Below are 14,909 nucleotides of genomic sequence, written 5' to 3'. Positions count from 1 at the left end.
GGATCACTCATTTGCGGCTTTCGGGAACGGCCATCAATGCCGCACAATGATCTGGCTGCCGATCTTCACGCGGTCATAAAGATCGATGACGTCGTCATTGGTCATGCGAATGCAACCGGAGGAGTTGGCCTGCCCGACGGTCCATGGCTGGTTGGTGCCGTGGACGCGATAAAGCGTGTTGCCGATGTACAATGCGCGCGCGCCCAACGGATTGTTCGGTCCTCCCTCGACATGGGCAGGCAGGAAGCGGCCATTTGACGCTTCCCTGGATCGCATTTCGGCCGGCGGCCGCCAGTCCGGCCAGGTCTTCTTGCTCGAAATCGTGTCGCGGCCGGCCCACTCCAAGCCCTCCTTTCCAACGCCCACCGCGTATCGCAGCGCCCTTCCGTTGCCCAAAATGTAGTAAAGCCGCCGCTCCGTGGTGCTGATAACGATCGATCCCTTCGGTTGAGCCTCACTGAAATGCACGATCTCCCTGGGGGTTGCTGACCAGCCGCTCCGGGTTTCTCCATCGGAAGTCTGGTCGGGTGCGGAAGGGGAGACCAGCACGTTTCTTGCCGGATCGTAAGTCCAGCTTCGTGGGTCATAACCGCTATTCGATTGGGCCTGCGCCGGCGCCATCGCGGCAATCGATAGGGCAGCGATCAGAAATGCACGCAACCTCTGGTTAAGGCGCGGGGCGACCCAGACTTTGCGTCCCGCAACCTTGACGGGAACAGGCAGGTTCGCAAGCAGGATCATGATTGCCGCCAAGACCGATCTCTTCTGCACCCAGGCGTCCAGCTGACGATCACCTGATTCCAGCGCGCACCATATCGCTTTGCAGGCGGTTCGCAACATTTGGCACCAAATGCTCGTGCGCAATCCAATTGGACTTCCAATTCTGCAGTGTGCACGATAGAGTGAATCGGCGGGTAAATCATGAAACCAGCGACGCGGGCCATCGCTCGTGCGTCCCTTTGCGATAGGACCAATGTTGACGGGACGCGACACCTGCCATGCGGATCGGTTCTTGGGAGCCAGGGCTGCTTTTGTCGCCTGCGGTCTTGCGATGATCCTGGCGTTCGGCCTTGCCTCATCACAGGCCAACGCCGCCGAACCGCGCTGGCCTGCCGGCCCGTACAAATACATCACCGTCGATCAGTCGGTGGCCGACGCGCTGGTCGAGCTAGGCCGCAACATGCGGGTGCCGATGCGTGTCAGCAAACTCGTAAAGGGGCGTTTAAGCGCCGGCATGCCGGTTGGGACGGCGCGCGAGTTCCTGCAGGAGATCTGCGATCGATACGGCTTGGTCTGGCATTTCGATGGCATCGTCATGAACGTTGCGACCGAAGCCGAGGTCCGGACGGAAATGATCGCGCTTGACGCCAACACGGCTGCCGGTGCGGAAGATCGGCTTTCGCGGCTGGGGGTCGTCGACCCGAAGTTTCCGATCAAGGTGTCCAGGCAGGACGATGTTGTCTCGGTATCGGGGCCGCCGTCCTATGTCGAACTTGTCAGGAAAACACTGGGAGTTCCTGCGGCGCCGAGCGCGAAGCAGGATGTTGGCAAAGTTGTTCCGGTCCGCGTTTTCCGCGGCAGGCAGGCGGAGGCGCAGAATGTTCCCTCCGGCAAACCGAACTAAGCAAGCAGGAGGCCAGGTTCATGCAAATCGCGCCGATTGGAGCCCTGGAAGCCACGCTGGCGAACTTGACCACCAGCATGGCTTCGCAGCAGCAGATCACCGCCGGCACGACAGCGCAGCCGGGTAACCGGATGGTGGGTGCCAATCAGGAAAAACATGATGCCGCGAAGGTCAGTATGCCTGAACGCGGTGATGTCGCCGCGCGGGCAGGCCAGCAGGTGGCGCAGTCGTCTTCGGGAGCCAATCCGGCGATGGCCGGACAATCGTCCAAACTGGAAAAGACCGAGCCGATCGCCGAACACAAGCTGTTCGACTATCTGGCCGAGGTGGAGAAGGCTGGGGGCGGGGCGCTCACGGATCCGTCTGCATTGTTCGGTTCTGCGGTTCAGTCGCTGGAAGGGACCATGCAGCAGGTCCAGAAGGCCCTTGGCCAGGCAAATGCCCCCCAGGCAAATGCCCTTGTGAGTGCTGAAACGGCCGCCATGCAGGATGGCGCCGGCAAGACCGCCCCGTCAGGCAAGGCCCCGTCAGGCAAGGAAGACGAAAACGCCACCGCAAAAAATGCCGAGGAATTGCTCGAACGATCCATTTCGGTGATGTGGGCAGCCGCCAATCTCGAAGTGGTCACGAGCAGCGTAACGGCCGTTACGTCGTCCACCAGCACGCTGATCAAGCAACAGTAAGCCTACGGAGTGTTCGTGCACACGATAACCTTGCCGCGGCGGTCGACACTATTTGATCGATGCGGCGCCCGGTGCCGCGTCGCGCTCGTTGTGGTGAGCATGCTTGTGCTCCAGGCGTGCTCGGTTGAGCTGTATTCCGACCTCAACCAGCGGCAGGCCAACGAGATCGTGGCCACGCTGATGCGTCATGGCATCCCGGCCCAACGCGAGGCGGGCAAGGACGGCAAAATGACGGTTTCCGTACAGAAGGACCGTTTCGCCGAGGCCATGGCGATTCTCGACGAAAGCGGGTTGCCCAAACAGGAATTCCAGACGCTCGGCGAGGTGTTCAAGCGCGACGGGCTTGTATCCTCGCCGGTCGAAGAGCGTGCGACGATGATTTATGGCCTGAGCCAGGAACTGTCGCAGACGATTTCGGACATCGACGGCGTGCTTTCCGCGCGCGTTCATCTCGTCCTGCCCGAAAACGATCCGCTGAGACAGCGGCTGGTGCCATCGTCCGCCTCCGTTTTCATCCGGCATCGCGCATCCGTTCCGATGAATGAGCTGATCCCTCAGGTCAAGATGCTGGTGGCCAAAGGCATCGCCGGGCTGACTTATGACAATGTATCCGTCACGCTCATTCCGGTGACCGCGGCAGTTCCCGAGCACGCAACCGGCGAGCCAGGTTTCACGACGTTCCTCGGCCTCTGGCTGCATCCCGACAGCGTCGCCGCCGCGATGTGGCTGTTTTACGGCATGACGGCGGCTATAGCGGCGCTGGCTGCCCGCCTGGCTTACGTCCAGTGGTATCGACGACCCGGCGTTTACGCGCTCGACGCTTCGGCCATGCCGGTGAAGAAGACATGATCCAGACCGGCTCGAAGCAAACTGCCAGCCCGGAATGGCAGACATTCATGTCCAATCCCGCAGGCTATGCGGATGCGGCCCGGCTGGCGCAATGCTTTGACGGCACGATCGGCGAGGCTGCCTGCGAGCGTATGTTGCGGTCGCAGCGCCTGCATCAGCGATTGTCAGTGCTTCTGCTTGAGCGTTACGGCCTCAGCGGCGCCGTCTCCAACGAGCCAGCCGATGAGACAGACCTGGCGATTGCCTTGTCGTCGGGTGAGGAGTTGGAGGAACTAGCGCTTCGCGCCGGCGCGATCTACTGGGCCGGCAGTCTGGCCGCCGTCATCGATGGACGCCAAGCCTCCGCGTTGCAGGCAGCGCTCGGCGCGGAAATCTGCGCTTTCGCAGTTGCCAACCGCGATCTGGCCGGTCCAATGCAGCCGTTGGAGCCCCTGGATGATATTTATGGTCGTGTCCATGCCGACGGCCTGCGTTGCCTTGGCGCCTGGTGTCAGGCGATGCCGGGCGAAACGAGCATGCGGGTCCGCCTCAAGCTGATGCCGCATGCGCTTGTCGACCAGCCGACAGCCGAACCATTTGCCGAAGCTGGTCCGGCAATCGTTCGACGGGCAATGGGTTAGGCGATATGGTCGAACCGGACAAAGTGACCACTGCCGTGCCGAGGCGCCCCGTCGCCCGCATCCTGCGCGCTGCCGAGGCACGCGCCTGGCAGGATGGGCACGCTTTTCTCGACGAAGCCAGACGTGATGCGCAGCAGTTGCGTGACGCCGCTCGGCGAGCCTATGCGGCCGAATATGCGCAGGGTTATGAAGATGGCAAGGCGCGAGGCGACGCGGATGCCGCGCGTTTGGTGAGCGAGACCGCGGTCAAGGTAGATCGCTATCTCGGTGGGCTGGAAGCCGAAATCATCACTCTGGCTCTCGATGTGGTCAGGCGCGTGCTGGGAGAATTCGACGCGAGCATGCTGGTGACCAAGGCGGCCGCGCAGGCCGTCACTGAAATTCGCCGCGCCAAATATCTAAAAGTCCGACTTCATCCTGCTTCCGTCAACAGGGTTCGCGACGAACTGAACGCGGTCCTGCGCGAGAGCGACCTGGGCATGACGATCGAGATCGACGCCGACGATACGCTGGCGACGGACGCCTGCATCCTCTCGACCGACATTGCCGTCATCGACGCCAGCATCGAGGCACAGCTCAACGCCATTGCCGCTGCGATTTCATCAAAGGCTGAGGCGGCGGCATGACAAGTCCCGCCACCAAGCTCGAGAGCCGCCTCGCATCGGTCGTTCCGAACCTGCGTTCCGGCCTGCGTGAAGATGCCAGCCGGCCCAGGAAAGGGCGTGTACGGCGGGTCACCGGCACGGTCATTCACGCGACGGTGGAGGAGGTTCGGATCGGCGAGATCTGCGAACTCCTCGATCCCAGGACCGGCACGGCGACCAAGGCGGAAGTCGTCGGGCTCATGGACGAGATGGCGATCCTTGTTCCGCTTGGCGATCTCACCGGCCTTTCAAGCCTCACCGAGGTCATTGCGACCGGAAAGACCCAGATGGTGCCCGTCGGGCCCGGCCTGCTTGGTCGGGTGATCAGCGCGTTCGGCGAGCCATTGGATGGCAAGCCGCTTGCGCCGGATGGCATTACCGGCAGCTATCCCGTCAACGCCTATCCGCCGTCGCCGCTGGAGCGCAGTTTGATTTCCGAGCCTATCCAGCTCGGAATCCGCGCCCTCGATGGGCTTCTCACCTGCGCGCGTGGGCAGCGCGTCGGCATCTTCGGCGAGCCTGGCGTCGGCAAGTCGATCCTGCTTTCGGATATCGTCAGCGGCACCGACGCAGATGTTGCCGTGGTTGCGCTTGTCGGCGAACGCGGACGTGAAGTGCGCGAATTCATCGAGCATCAGCTTGGCCCGGAAGGGCTGGCGCGCGCAATCATCGTCGTCGCGACGTCCGACCGGCCGGCGATCGAGCGCGTCAAGGCCGCTTATGTGGCGACCAGCATTGCCGAATATTTTCGCGACCATGGCAAGCATGTGCTGCTGGCAATGGACAACATCACGCGGTTTGCCCGTGCGCAGCGCGAGATTGGCCTCGCTTCAGGCGAGCCGCCGACGCGTCGCGGTTTTCCGTCTTCGCTTTTTGCTGTTCTGCCCCGATTGCTCGAGCGCTCAGGGCCTGGCCGCGTCGGCTCCATTACAAGCCTCTACAGCGTTCTTCTCGAGGGCGATGGCACGCTGGACCCGGTTGCCGAAGAAATCCAGGCGCTTCTCGACGGCCACGTCTTTCTGTCGAACGAGCTTGCGCAGCGCAACCATTTCCCGGCCATCGACGTGCTGCGCAGCCGCAGCCGCCTCATGGACACGGTGGTGCCGGCTGAGCATCGGTCGGACGCCGGCCGCTTACGGGAGTTGCTCGCCCGCTACGCCGACGTCGAATTGCTGCTGCGCGTCGGTGAATACGAAAAGGGCAGCGATGCGGTGGCGGACGAGGCGGTGGCGAAGATTGACGCCATCAACGCCTTCCTGCGACAGCCGTCCGCCACCCACGAGACCATCGAGCAGACACGCGAACGCATGCGGGGGATCGTCAATGAAAGATCGTGACACGATCGCACGATTGCGCGACCTCAGGCGCCACGGTGAACAGCGCGCAAACGAATTGGTCATAAGGCGATACGCCGCTGCGCAGCGGGCCGCCGGGGCGGTTCGGGAGACAGCCGCCGCGGTCAGCGAACACTTGCAGCAGACAGCCGACGCTGAGGATGCAGCGTTCGCTTCGCTTGTTGGACAACCGGTGAAGGCCGTCAGCTTTTATCGGCTTCAGGGGCAATTCGAGAACGCCGCCAGGCAAACCGAGCAGCTCCGGGAAAACGAGAAGATGGCCGGCGTCACCGAGCAACGACGCAAAGCGGAGTTATCGGCCGCCCGCAACGTTCATCGCGCCAGCATGAATGCGGTGACGAAGCTGGACGGGCTGTTGCAGCACCTGACCAAACGCACTGCGCGTCGCAGCCTCGCGCTTGCCGAGCTTTCCGAGGAAGACGAGCGCAGTCCAATGCGCTTGCCCGCAGAACGATAGTCCAATCCGTGATCCTGAATATGGAAGTGTGATGCCTCAGGCCTTGGCGTCGGCAAAAAAGAAAGCGCGCGCAGAGCCGGCGAGACGCACACGCTCGAGCGTTGGCGAGCCGCTGACATTGGAATCTGTTGCGGCTGGGGAGGTTGAGGCATTGAACGCCTTCTACCGCCGTCGTGCTGCCGCGCAGATCACGATTGCCGGGAAAACCATGGCGATCGCCGCCGTCTGGCCGGCGCCAAACCCTGTGGACCAGCCAATATGCACGATTGCGTTCACTCTCGGAGACATGGCGGGCAAATTGCGCTTGCCGTTATCTGTTGTCGAACGAGGCCTTGCCAAGGCTGACGAGCTGATCGACGTGAAACGACCGGCACCCGCTCACGCCGCACTGCTGCTGGAGTCCGAATTCGAAAAAGATCTCGAATGGATCGAGAGCAAGCTGGGCGAGACGATCGCTATTACGTCGATCGAACAAGAAGACAGCGTTCTGGACCAAACCGCGTTGGCTTTCGTCCTGGCCGGCAAGGACCAAACCATAGGTTGCGCCTTGCACACCGACAGCGTCGGTCTGGCGGTGCGGGCCGGGCGCTGTCTCGACGCGATCGGCAAAGCGAGGCCCCCGGTTCCTGCCGAATTCCCGTTGCCCGTCTGCCTTTGGCGTCACGCGCTTACAATCAGTCACGGTGATCTTGAAAGCCTGCAACCTGGCGATGTGGTGCTCTTCGATGACGAAGAGGAAGACGCGGCATTGGTCATTGCCGAGCGGCTTTATGCCCCGGCGGTGCTGACTGCCAGCGGGCCGCAACTGCTTGCCGCGCCGACTGCAATCGCTCGATCGAAATGGGAGTGGACCATGAACCAAGACACGCCGCCGCACGCCGATCAGGCATTGGAGGAGGCAACTCTGGACGAGCTGCCGGTTGCGCTTGCCTTCGAACTCGGCCGCACGGCGATGCCTCTCGGCGAGGTAAGGCAGCTTGCGCCCGGTGCCATCGTTCCGCTCGCCAATGTGACGAAGGAGACGGTCGACATCATCGCCAACGGCAAACGCGTCGGCCGTGGCGAGATCGTGCGGATTGGGGAGAGCCTGGGCGTGCGGATCGCCCGCATGTTCGACAATGCTTGACAATTCGCCCAACCTGCTTGGGATCCTGATTGCCGTCGGCTTTGTCGGTCTGCTGCCGCTGGCAGTCGTCACCATGACCGGTTTTCTGAAGATCTCGGTCGTGCTGTTCCTCATCCGCAGTGCGCTCGGCGTCCAGCAGATGCCGCCCAATCTGGTGCTCTACGGCATAGCGCTCGTGCTCACGGTCTATGTCACGACGCCGTTGCTGAGCGAGATGTCGGGACGGCTCCAGGAAGGGCAGGTTCAGTTCCAGACGACCGACGACCTCGCCAGGGCGACGCAACTGGTGAGGGAACCATTGCAGCAGCACCTGATCAAGTTCACCCAGCCGGAAGAGCGGCAGTTCTTTCTCGACGGAACGAACCGCCTGTGGCCGGAACAGGCACGACAAGATCTGAAGGACGACGATCTTTCGATACTTGTTCCTGCCTTTGTCGCGTCAGAGCTTACGCGGGCATTTGAAATCGGCTTTCTGCTTTATCTTCCCTTCCTCATCATCGACATCGTCGTTGCCAACATCCTGATGACGCTCGGCATGATCATGGTCTCGCCGGTCCTCATTTCGGTCCCGCTGAAACTGTTCCTTTTCGTCGCCATAGATGGCTGGTCGCGGCTGATGCACGGCCTGATCCTGAGTTACGTCTGACGCCGCTGGGAGGTTTGCATGAGCAATGACTTCATCCTGGCGAAGGTCCAGGGCGCGCTGCTGACGGTGCTGTTCGCGTCGGGCCCGGCGATCGTCGCGGCGCTGGCCGTTGGGATCCTGGTCGGGCTGGCCCAGGCGCTGACGCAAATTCAGGACCAGTCGCTGCCGCAGACGATCAAGCTTGTCGTGATCCTGCTGGTCATCATCGTCTTCGGCCCGCTGCTTGGCCAGCAGATCGCCGAGCAGGCCTCGACGGCGCTGGACGAATTCCCCGTCGTCACGCGTTGAGGCGCGCGGATGCCGGTCGAACCCTTCTTCGCGTCGGTCAAGGAGCTACAGTTGTTTCTTTTGGCGGGAGCTTTCGCGCTCGCCCGCATGACCGGGTTCATGCTGCTGATGCCGCTCTTTTCGCGCGTGCCGCTGTCGGGCCTTCTGCGCAACGGCGTTGCCCTGGCGCTGGCGGTTCCAGTCTTTCCGATGATCGTCGACAAGCTGACAAACAACGACATCGCGACGACGATGATCGTCGCCTACATGCTCAAGGAGGTCGTGGTCGGGGTAACGCTCGGGCTGGCGATGGGCATTCCGTTCTGGGCGGCCGAGGCTGCCGGCGATATACTGGACCTGCAGCGCGGCTCGACGATGGGCACGCTGATCGATCCGATGATGACCCATGAGACGAGCGCCACCGGCACCTTGCTCGCCGTCATCATGGTCACGGTCTACCTGGCCGCCGGCGGCCTCGAACTTTCCCTGACCAGCCTCTACGACAGCTATGGCCTGTGGCCGATCGACCAGCTTCTGCCGGTGTTCAGCAAGGATGCAGCCGGCATCTTCCTCGATCTCTTGAACCGCATTCTGATGATGGCATTGACCCTGGTTTTCCCGCTCATCATCAGCATGCTGTTGTCCGACCTTGTGCTGGCCTTTTTGGCGCGCGCCTCGCCGCACCTCAACGTTTTTGCGCTTTCGCTGATCGTGAAGACGCTGGTGTTTAGCCTCGTCTTTGTCCTCTATTCTGCTTTCCTGCTCTTCTACATGGAGCGGGACCTTGGCTTCCTGCGCGAGGCAGGCCGACAGATAGAAGCGATCGGCTGCCGCAGCTGTTAATGACACCAGGAAGGTTTGCGCAAGCGTCGTTCGTAAGATGAAGCAATCGTTGGCCGGCCAATAAATACAATTTATCGTTGAGGAAAGATTCTGACAATTTGACAAGCAGCCGAGCCGCCAACGATCTTACGCCCTCCCGACTTGTCTCTGAACCGGAAGCCATGGCTCGCCTGACCACTTCACCGATCTTCGAGGACCTGCGACTGGTCGATGCGGACAGGCTGCGCAGGCTTGTCAGAATGGGCGCCTATGAGGGGCATACGGGGGGGCTGGCGCACGGCAAGCTCCAGGCCAATGTTGTGATTGTGCCGCGCAGCTTTGCCAGCGATTTCCACCAGTTCTGCATCCGCAACCCGAAACCCTGTCCATTGGTCGGCGTTAATCGCGCCGGCAGCCCATTGATCCCAGCGCTGGGCGACATCGACATCCGCACCGATGCCCCCCAGTACAACATCTATCATTTCGGCGAGCTGACCCGTCGGAGGACGGACATCATCGACCTGTGGCAGGATGATTTTGCCGCTTTCGCGCTCGGCAGTTCGCTGACCGTCGAAGCTGCACTTGCCGAAAAGAAACTGAGCCGCATCGGCTGCGGCAAGGCCTCACCCAAGTTCCGAACCAGGATCCAGACGTGCCGCGTCGGACCGTTTGGTGGCGAAATGGTCGTCTCGATGCGTCCGATAAGCCGTTGCGATGTCGACAGGGTTCGCGCTCTCACCGCACGCTTCCCACATGCCCACGGCTCCCCCATCCATGTCGGAGATCCCACGGTCATCGGAATAGCCGATTTGATGGCTCCCGACTGGGGCGATGCGGTCAAAATCATCGACGGGGAGGTCCCTGTATTCTGGGCCAGCAGCATCACCGCACAGGATGCGCTTGCTCGCGCCGAACTGGCGACCTCGATCACGGTATCGCCGGGGCACATGCTGATCACCGATGTCGATGCACGAGCCGATGCGGGCGCTTTCAAAGTCTACTAGCAGTTCTTCATCACCGGTCAGCGTTAATGCTATTCGAGATGCGAAATGCGGTGAGAGTCGGTCTCGATCTGCCTCACCACATCTTCGATCATGTTGCAGTGGCCCAACCTTATGCACTCGAGGCAGTGAAGCTCCCCGGCAAGTGCTCCCACTAGGTGATAACCATTTGGTAACCTTCCGAACTGGAAAGTGAAAAAGTACTGGCTACTTTTGCCCTCGATAGATGTTAGGGCTGGTATCGAGCGAGACAAAGGAGAAAGGACCGGGATGGCCACGGTACTGAACGCCAAAGGCGTTCCACTTCCCTACAGCGGATCCTCCGTAAAGTGGTATTCGGCGACGAATTCCGGCCCGACACTTTATGGCAGCACATACAACGACTCGATGTATGGCGACGCTGCCGTCACCGTCACAATGCGTGGCGGCAAGGGCGACGACATCTATTATCTGTATGCCGCGAAAAACAAGGCGGTCGAGCTGTCCGGCGAGGGCGTGGACACCATCTCGACCTGGATGAGCTACAAGCTCCCGGCGAATTTCGAGAACCTGACGGTCACCGGCGACAAACGCTATGCTTTCGGAAACGAGCTGAACAACATCGTTACCGGCGGCTCCGGCCAACAGACGCTCGACGGCTTGCAGGGCGATGACGTGCTCAAGGGCGGATCCGGGGCGGACATTTTCGTCGTCAACCCCGGCAACGGCAGTGACCTGATCCTGGACCTTGGCGCGACGGATACGGTTCGCGTCGGGAGCTACGGCTTCACCTCTTTCGAAGAGGTGCGCGCCAACATGGTCCAGTCGGGAGCCAACGTCCGCCTAAATCTGTCCGACGGCGAGTTTCTCGTCTTCGCCAACAAGACCATCGGCGATTTCACTGCAAGCCAGTTCAAGCTGGCCGTGGACAGGTCGGCCCTGGAACTGACCTTTTCGGACGAGTTCGATACGTTGGACCTGTGGAACGGCTCGAGCGGCACCTGGGATTCGAATTACTGGTGGGGGGCCGAGAACGGCAGCACGCTCACGAGCAACAATGATCTTCAATGGTACATCGATACCGACTACGCCCCGACACGCTCCGTCAATCCGTTCAGCATCGAGGACGGCGTTCTCACCATTACCGCCGCCCGGGCTCCTGAAGCGATCCGTCCCTACATAAATAACTACGAATACACGTCAGGGTTGCTGACGACCTACGAATCCTTCGCGCAGACCTACGGCTATTTTGAAATTCGAGCCGACATGCCCGAAACACAAGGGGCATGGCCGGCCTTCTGGCTTCTCCCGGCGGACGGCTCCTGGCCACCGGAACTGGACGTCATCGAGATGTTCGGTAAAGATCCAAACAAGCTCATCCTGACAGGCCACTCGAACGCGACGGGAACGCATACAACAGTAGGCACGACGGCCTATGCCGCGGATACCGAAGGGTTCCACACGTATGGCGTGCTTTGGACAGAAGACGAACTCGTCTGGTATTTCGACGACGTCGAAGTCGCTCGTGCCGCAACGCCTGCCGACATGCATGACCCGATGTATATGCTGGTGAATATGGGGATCGGTGGCCAGGCGGGAGAGCCCGTCGACGAGCTTGCGACGCCTGCCGAAATGCAGATCGACTACATCCATGCCTATGCGTTGCAAGACTGGGTTATCTGACATTTGACAGATGGACTCGGCACCGACACGTTCGTCATCATTTCGGGCGCGGCCATTGCCGCCTGAGACCGAACTGGAACTGATGTGAAGCCGACGTCGCATCCCATTCCACCCGAGCCGCCGCGAACGACACTCGCGGCGGTTTTGGCTTCCTTCCGGCGAGCGTTGGCCGGAATTGCGTTGATGAGCGGCGTCGTCAATGTCCTGGCGCTGACCGGCTCGTTCTTCATGCTGCAGGTCTATGATCGTGTCATACCCGGCCGCAGCGTGCCGACGCTCGTCGGGCTTGCAATATTTGCCGGCACACTTTTCGTTTTTCAGGGCGTTCTCGAACTCATCCGGTCGCGTTTGCTGGTGCGCATCGGAATGGCGCTGGACGCGCGCTTGAGCGGACAGGTCTATGCCGCCCTCATGCGTTTGCCGCTGCGAACCAAGCTCGCAGGCGACGGCCTTCAATCCTTGCGGGATCTTGACCAGGTGCGATCGTTCATGTCGAGTGCCGGTCCGACCGCGCTTTTCGACCTGCCGTGGATGCCGCTCTACCTCTCTATCTGCTTCCTGTTCCACTTCTGGATCGGCATGACGGCGCTGGCCGGCGTGGTTATTCTGTTCAGCCTGGCATTGCTTGCCGAAATACGTACGCGAGAGCCCGCCAGAAAGGCAAACAGTCAAGCGGCAGCGCGCAATACACTTGCCGAAGCGACACGTCGCAATGCCGAGGTTCTGCAGGCCATGGGCTTTGGCTCGCGCATCGCCGAGCGCTGGTCAGGGATCAATGCCGGCTATCTCGACACCAATGCAACAGCCAGCGACCTTGCCGGGACGCTCGCAACGATCGCGAAGATCCTGCGCATGATGCTGCAATCGGGCATCCTGGCGATCGGCGCCTATCTGGTCATCCATCAGGAAGCGACCGGCGGCATCATGATCGCCAGTTCGATCATGATGAGCCGGGCGCTCGCACCGATCGAACTGGCTATCGCCCACTGGAAGGGCTTCGTCACCGCCCGCCAGGCCTGGGCCCGCTTGACCCAGCTTTTGGTCCTGCTTCCCGAAACTGCGACAAGTGTCTCGCTGCCTGCTCCGAGATCTGCACTTTCGGTCGAAAGTATCAGTGTCACACCGCCGGGTGAGCGCCGGATGGTCGTGCAGGACGCCACCTTTGCATTGGAACAGGGCGTCGGCCTCGGCATCGTCGGGCCAAGCGCTTCGGGCAAGTCATCGCTCGTTCGGGCAATTGCCGGCATATGGCTGCCAATCCGCGGCACCGTCAGGCTGGACGGCGCAACGCTCGACCAGTGGTCGCCGGAAGAACTGGGCAAGCATGTCGGCTATCTGCCGCAGGATGTGCAACTGTTCGACGGCACCATTGCCGAGAACATCGCGCGCTTCGAGCCGCAAGCGCCTTCCGACAAGATACTGGCGGCTGCGCGCGCGGCCGGCGTTCATGAACTCGTCATCCACCTGCCGGAAGGCTACGAGACACGCATCGGCGAGGCCGGTTCGGCGCTTTCGGCTGGCCAGAGGCAGCGGGTGGCGCTTGCCCGGGCTCTCTACGGTGACCCGTTTCTGGTTGTTCTCGACGAGCCTAACTCCAACCTCGATGCGGAAGGCGAGGCGGCGTTGACGGTGGCGATTCAAGCTGTTCGCGCGCGAGGCGGTATTGCCATCGTGGTCGCACATCGGCCGAGCGCGCTGGCCAGCCTGGATCAGGTTCTTGTGATGGCGAACGGCCGTATTCAGGCCTTTGGCCCGAAGAATGAGATCTTGAACAAGATAACCCGCCCAGCGGGCGTTCCCTTGAAGGTCGTTTCCGGACTTGAAGAGACGGCATCCTGATGGCGCAACGCACGATATTCGCAGCCGATCGCACCATTCGACGCTATCTGCTTGGCGGTGTCGCAACCTGCATCCTGCTGGTTGGCGGGGCGGGGAGTTTGGCCGCCGTCACCGAGATTTCCGGAGCCGTCATCGCTTCGGGAAAGCTGGTTGTCGATTCCAGCGTCAAGAAGGTGCAGCATCCGACGGGTGGCGTTGTCGGTCAAATCTTCGTCCGGGAAGGCGATGCCGTGCAATCGGGCAAGGTCTTGATCCGCCTCGATGAGACCATCACCCGGGCCAATTTGGCGATCGTCTCGAAGAGCCTGGACGAATTCGAGGCGCGGCTGGCTCGCCTTGAGGCCGAGCGCGACGGCAAGGTAAGCATCGTCTTTCCAGCTTCGCTTGTGTCACGCCAGGATGCCCCCGAGATTGGTCGGGCGATGGCCGGCGAGCAATCTCTGTTCGAATTTCGCCGACAGGCACGCGCCGGTCAGAAGGCTCAGTTGCAGGAGCGCATTGCGCAGCTTGCCGAAGAGGTTTCCGGCTTGACCGAGCAAAGAGATGCCAAGAGCCAGGAAATCAAGTTGATCGGCTTTGAGCTCGAAGGCATGCGCAGACTTTGGCAACGCAAGCTGGTTTCGATCGATCGTATTACTGCGCTTGAACGCGATGCCGTGCGGCTTAAAGGCGAGCATGGGCAACTGACTGCGGCCATAGCGCAATCGAGGGGTCGTACCTCCGAAATCCGTTTGCAGATCATCCAGATCGACCAGGATTTGCGCAGCGAAGTGGCAAGCGAACTGCGAGACGTCCAGGCAAAGATCTCCGAGTCCGTCGAGCGCAAGGTTTCGGCCGAAGATCAGCTCAAACGCATCGACATACGCAGTCCGCAGAACGGTGTCGTTCATCAGCTCGGCGTGCACACGGTCGGTGGCGTTATATCTCCAGGCGAGCTCATCATGCTGATTGTCCCGGTGACGGACGACCTGACCGTTGAGGCGCGCGTGGCTCCGCAAGACATCGATCAGTTGACGCCAGGGCAAGGCGCGACCCTGCGGCTGTCGGCATTCAATCAGCAAACGACGCCGGAACTGAATGGTGCGGTCAGCAAGATTTCCGCCGACCTCAATGTCGATGAGAAAACAGGCACCGGCTTTTACACCGTGCATGTTGCTTTACCGCGCACAGAGCTTAGCCGGCTCAAGGGCGTGGCCCTGGCGCCAGGCATGCCTGTCGAGGTGTTCTTTTCGACCGGCAACCGCACCATGCTGTCCTATCTCGTGAAACCTTTGGCGGATCAGATCCAGCGAGCTTTCAGGGAGCAGTAGGCTC

At 61.2% G+C, this 14,909-nt stretch carries 16 protein-coding genes; 15 read left to right on the top strand and 1 reads right to left on the bottom strand.

Annotated features, from left to right (window positions below; genetic code table 11):
- Nucleotides 1–33: 33 nt before the first annotated feature.
- Entirely contained in the window at nucleotides 34–840 is an 807-nt protein-coding gene (locus tag AC0L3D_RS00795; RefSeq protein WP_473642707.1) for a L,D-transpeptidase, read from the bottom strand.
- 172 nt (nucleotides 841–1,012) lie between these two features.
- On the opposite strand from AC0L3D_RS00795, the gene AC0L3D_RS00790 reads away from it, so the two are divergent.
- The 15 genes from AC0L3D_RS00790 to AC0L3D_RS00720 all read left to right on the top strand — a co-directional run bounded on the left by AC0L3D_RS00790 (nucleotide 1,013) and on the right by AC0L3D_RS00720 (nucleotide 14,905).
- A complete protein-coding gene (locus tag AC0L3D_RS00790) occupies nucleotides 1,013–1,624 on the top strand; it encodes a type III secretion protein (RefSeq protein WP_473627382.1) in 612 nt (203 codons plus the stop codon).
- 20 nt (nucleotides 1,625–1,644) lie between these two features.
- A complete protein-coding gene (locus tag AC0L3D_RS00785) occupies nucleotides 1,645–2,307 on the top strand; it encodes a hypothetical protein (protein ID WP_473627381.1) in 663 nt (220 codons plus the stop codon).
- 9 nt (nucleotides 2,308–2,316) lie between these two features.
- Complete coding sequence (gene sctJ, locus AC0L3D_RS00780; RefSeq protein WP_473642705.1) at nucleotides 2,317–3,156, top strand: type III secretion system inner membrane ring lipoprotein SctJ; 840 nt, start codon at nucleotides 2,317–2,319, stop codon at nucleotides 3,154–3,156.
- A 47-nt stretch (nucleotides 3,157–3,203) separates the two neighbouring features.
- On the top strand, nucleotides 3,204–3,776 hold the full coding sequence (locus AC0L3D_RS00775) for a SctK family type III secretion system sorting platform protein (RefSeq protein ID WP_473642703.1): 573 nt from the start codon (nucleotides 3,204–3,206) through the stop codon (nucleotides 3,774–3,776).
- A gap of 5 nt (nucleotides 3,777–3,781) precedes the next feature.
- Nucleotides 3,782–4,402, top strand: a complete 621-nt coding sequence (gene sctL / locus AC0L3D_RS00770; RefSeq protein WP_473642701.1) for a type III secretion system stator protein SctL — start codon at nucleotides 3,782–3,784, stop codon at nucleotides 4,400–4,402.
- A complete protein-coding gene (locus tag AC0L3D_RS00765) occupies nucleotides 4,399–5,757 on the top strand; it encodes a FliI/YscN family ATPase (protein WP_473642699.1) in 1,359 nt (452 codons plus the stop codon). Before sctL ends, AC0L3D_RS00765 begins: the two co-directional genes overlap by 4 nt.
- 13 nt (nucleotides 5,758–5,770) lie before the next feature.
- Nucleotides 5,771–6,232, top strand: coding sequence for a hypothetical protein (locus tag AC0L3D_RS00760; RefSeq protein WP_473642697.1), 462 nt, complete (start codon nucleotides 5,771–5,773; stop codon nucleotides 6,230–6,232).
- Nucleotides 6,233–6,383: 151 nt separating this feature from the next.
- On the top strand, nucleotides 6,384–7,358 hold the full coding sequence (gene sctQ, locus AC0L3D_RS00755; protein WP_473642695.1) for a type III secretion system cytoplasmic ring protein SctQ: 975 nt from the start codon (nucleotides 6,384–6,386) through the stop codon (nucleotides 7,356–7,358).
- Nucleotides 7,351–8,004, top strand: coding sequence for a type III secretion system export apparatus subunit SctR (sctR, locus tag AC0L3D_RS00750; protein WP_473642693.1), 654 nt, complete (start codon nucleotides 7,351–7,353; stop codon nucleotides 8,002–8,004). The genes sctQ and sctR overlap by 8 nt, the downstream gene beginning before the upstream one ends.
- Before the next feature lie 18 nt (nucleotides 8,005–8,022).
- Nucleotides 8,023–8,292, top strand: coding sequence for an EscS/YscS/HrcS family type III secretion system export apparatus protein (locus tag AC0L3D_RS00745; protein ID WP_023799503.1), 270 nt, complete (start codon nucleotides 8,023–8,025; stop codon nucleotides 8,290–8,292).
- A gap of 9 nt (nucleotides 8,293–8,301) precedes the next feature.
- A complete protein-coding gene (sctT, locus tag AC0L3D_RS00740; protein ID WP_473642692.1) occupies nucleotides 8,302–9,114 on the top strand; it encodes a type III secretion system export apparatus subunit SctT in 813 nt (270 codons plus the stop codon).
- Nucleotides 9,115–9,275: 161 nt separating this feature from the next.
- Nucleotides 9,276–10,097, top strand: coding sequence for a D-glutamate cyclase family protein (locus tag AC0L3D_RS00735; protein ID WP_128245333.1), 822 nt, complete (start codon nucleotides 9,276–9,278; stop codon nucleotides 10,095–10,097).
- Nucleotides 10,098–10,364: 267 nt separating this feature from the next.
- Nucleotides 10,365–11,756 (top strand): endo-1,3-1,4-beta-glycanase EglC, encoded by a 1,392-nt coding sequence (gene eglC / locus AC0L3D_RS00730; protein ID WP_473642690.1) that lies wholly within the window; start codon nucleotides 10,365–10,367, stop codon nucleotides 11,754–11,756.
- Nucleotides 11,757–11,840: 84 nt separating this feature from the next.
- Nucleotides 11,841–13,595 (top strand): type I secretion system permease/ATPase, encoded by a 1,755-nt coding sequence (locus AC0L3D_RS00725; protein WP_473642688.1) that lies wholly within the window; start codon nucleotides 11,841–11,843, stop codon nucleotides 13,593–13,595.
- A complete protein-coding gene (locus tag AC0L3D_RS00720; protein WP_473642686.1) occupies nucleotides 13,595–14,905 on the top strand; it encodes an HlyD family type I secretion periplasmic adaptor subunit in 1,311 nt (436 codons plus the stop codon). The genes AC0L3D_RS00725 and AC0L3D_RS00720 overlap by 1 nt, the downstream gene beginning before the upstream one ends.
- Nucleotides 14,906–14,909: the final 4 nt, after the last annotated feature.

The sequence above is a fragment of the Mesorhizobium sp. WSM4837 genome (assembly GCF_055811435.1).
Note: the sequence above shows the minus strand (reverse complement) of the source record. Positions and strands in the feature narration are given on the sequence as shown.